The organism is Pseudomonas sp., from assembly GCF_050739995.1.
GTDB lineage: Bacteria > Pseudomonadota > Gammaproteobacteria > Pseudomonadales > Pseudomonadaceae > Aquipseudomonas.
In genome coordinates, this window is the sequence record NZ_JBOICG010000719.1 from 1 (window position 1) to 2,522 (window position 2,522).

Here is a 2,522-nt window from a genome sequence, read left to right on the forward strand (position 1 = left end):
GGTGCCTGCATCGCGGGCAAGCCCGGCTCCCACACAAGCCAGCTCCCACATTTCGTTTGGCGGTGTTTTCAAGTGAATATTCCAGGAGGAACCATGAACCAGGCCGACTACATCATCATCGGCGGCGGCATTGCCGGTGCATCTGCCGGTTACTGGCTGTCGCAGCATGCCCGAGTCATCGTGCTGGAACGTGAGTCGATGCCGGGTTATCACTCCACCGGACGCTCCGCCGCGTTGTATATCGCCGCCTACGGCACACCCCAGGTACGCGCCCTGACGCTGGGCAGCCGCCCATTTTTCGACCACCCACCCGCCGGTTTTACCGAACACCCTCTGCTGACACCCCGTGGCGAACTCCTGGTGGACTTGCTCGGCGATGAGCAAGAATTGCAGCGCCACTATCAACGTGCCAAAGCCCTGGTGCCAGCCACTCGCCTGCTGGACGCCGATGAGGCCCTGGAACTGGTGCCGATCCTGCGCGCAGAAAAAATCCATGGTGCGATCTACGACCCTACCGTGTGTGACATCGACACCGATGCGCTGTACCAAGGTTATTTGCGCGGCATACGGCGCAATGGCGGCGAGGTTCATACCCACAGTGACGTGCAGCACCTGGACCGTGACAGCCAGGGCCAGTGGCACGTACGTACCTCAAGCGGGCACTTCTGCGCGCCCATCATTCTCAACGCTGCAGGCGCCTGGGCCGATGCGATTGGCGAACTGGCCGGCGCGCAAAAAATCGGCCTGCAACCCAAGCGCCGCAGCGCCTTCATCTTCGCCCCACCACCGGACACGGACATCCATGCATGGCCAGAGCTGGCGGCACTGGACGGCTCGTTCTACATGAAGCCGGATGCAGGCATGTTCCTCGGCTCTCCCGCCAATGCCGATCCAGTAGAGCCCCACGACGTGCAGCCTGAGGAACTGGACATCGCCATGGGCATTTACCAGATCGAAGAAGCCACTCACCTGACTATCCGCCGCCCTACCCGTACCTGGGCGGGGCTGCGCAGTTTCGTCAGCGACGGTGATCTGGTGTGCGGGTTTGATCCCCGAGTGGAAGGCTTCTTCTGGATTGCTGCCCAAGGTGGCTATGGCATCCAGACCTCGCCCGCCATGGGCCAGGCCAGCGCGGCGCTGGTGCGGGGCGAGCCATTGCCCGAAGCGCTCAGCGGTTTGGGCCTGACCGAAGCGATGCTGTCGCCCAAGCGCCTTGGCTGATCACTTCCAGCGATCCGCCGCCGCGTGATCGCTGCTGCGCCCTTCCACCCAGCGCGGGCCTTCGGCGGTGTTCTCTTTCTTCCAGAACGGCGCACGGGTCTTCAGGTAATCCATCACAAACGCACACGCATCGAACGCGGCCTCGCGGTGGGCGCTGGCCGCCGCGACGAAAACGATAGGCTCGCCCGGCTCAAGCGCGCCGATGCGATGCAGCACTTCAAGCTTGAGCAACGGCCAACGCTGCTCAGCCTCCACGGCGATCTTGGCCAGGGCCTTCTCGGTCATCCCGGGGTAGTGCTCCAGGAACATCCCCGACACTTCACGGCCATCGTTGAAGTCGCGCACATAACCGACAAAACTCACCACCGCGCCCACGCCGACATTGGCGGCATGCATCGCGTTGACTTCAAAGCCTGGATCAAACGCCTCGACTTGCACACGAATGGCCATGCTCAGCCTCCGGTCACAGGAGGAAAGAACGCAACTTCGTCACCTGCCTGCACCGGCTCATCGAGGCCGCACAGCTCCTCGTTGCGAGCACACATCAGGCTGGCCTCGTTGAGTACGGCAAACTCCGGATCAGCGGCCAGCGCCAGGCGCACCGCGTCAACGGTAGCGAAATCACCTTCCATCTCCAGCGAATCAAAGCCCACCGCCTCGGCGTAACGCGCAAAAAACAGTACGTTGATACTCATGCCTGGTCCGCCTTGAAATGCCCGCTTTTGCCGCCGAGTTTTTCCAGCAGGCGAATGTTTTCGATGGTCATGCCGCGGTCAACCGCCTTGCACATGTCGTAGATCGTCAGTGCCGCGACGCTGGCGGCGGTCAGGGCTTCCATCTCCACGCCGGTCTGGCCGGAGAGTTTGCACCGCGCCAGGATATGCACCGCGTCCACGCCATCGGCGCGCAGTTCGACCTTGACGCCAGTGAGCATCAGCGGATGGCACAGCGGGATCAGATCACTGGTTTTTTTCGCGGCCTGGATGCCGGCGATACGGGCCACGGCAAATACGTCGCCCTTGGGGTGGGCACCGTCGACAATCATTTGCAGGGTTTCGGGCAGCATGCGCACCCGCGCTTCGGCCACGGCCTCACGGAACGTCACGGCTTTTTCGGTGACGTCGACCATATGGGCGCGACCTTGGGAATCGAGATGAGTCAGCACAGGGATACTCCTGATCAGGAGCGGCAATTGTAAACCCGTGGGTCAATTTGCGCAGGGCTGTTTATCCCATGCCAAAAGGGGCGCAACGCGCTAATACCTGTCACGACCAAAACGTTTGTAGTGAGCGGGCTTGCCC

At 62.1% G+C, this 2,522-nt stretch carries 4 protein-coding genes; 1 reads left to right on the forward strand and 3 read right to left on the reverse strand.

Features of this window, described 5'->3' with window-relative positions:
• Positions 1–93: 93 nt before the first annotated feature.
• Positions 94–1,221: an NAD(P)/FAD-dependent oxidoreductase gene (locus ACRESD_RS24225; protein WP_431753218.1), complete on the forward strand. Its 1,128-nt coding sequence runs from the start codon at positions 94–96 to the stop codon at positions 1,219–1,221.
• Here ACRESD_RS24225 and moaE read toward each other — a convergent pair whose 3' ends face one another.
• From moaE to moaC, 3 genes are read right to left on the reverse strand one after another with little or no spacing between them, the layout of a single operon-like run.
• Positions 1,222–1,671 (reverse strand): molybdopterin synthase catalytic subunit MoaE, encoded by a 450-nt coding sequence (gene moaE / locus ACRESD_RS24230; RefSeq protein WP_431753219.1) that lies wholly within the window; start codon positions 1,669–1,671, stop codon positions 1,222–1,224.
• A 2-nt stretch (positions 1,672–1,673) separates the two neighbouring features.
• Positions 1,674–1,916 carry a molybdopterin converting factor subunit 1 gene (gene moaD / locus ACRESD_RS24235; protein WP_431753220.1) on the reverse strand — a complete coding sequence of 81 codons (243 nt, stop codon included), beginning with the start codon at positions 1,914–1,916 and terminating at the stop codon, positions 1,674–1,676.
• Positions 1,913–2,386 (reverse strand): cyclic pyranopterin monophosphate synthase MoaC, encoded by a 474-nt coding sequence (moaC, locus tag ACRESD_RS24240; RefSeq protein WP_431753221.1) that lies wholly within the window; start codon positions 2,384–2,386, stop codon positions 1,913–1,915. The genes moaD and moaC overlap by 4 nt, the downstream gene beginning before the upstream one ends.
• Positions 2,387–2,522 lie beyond the last annotated feature (136 nt).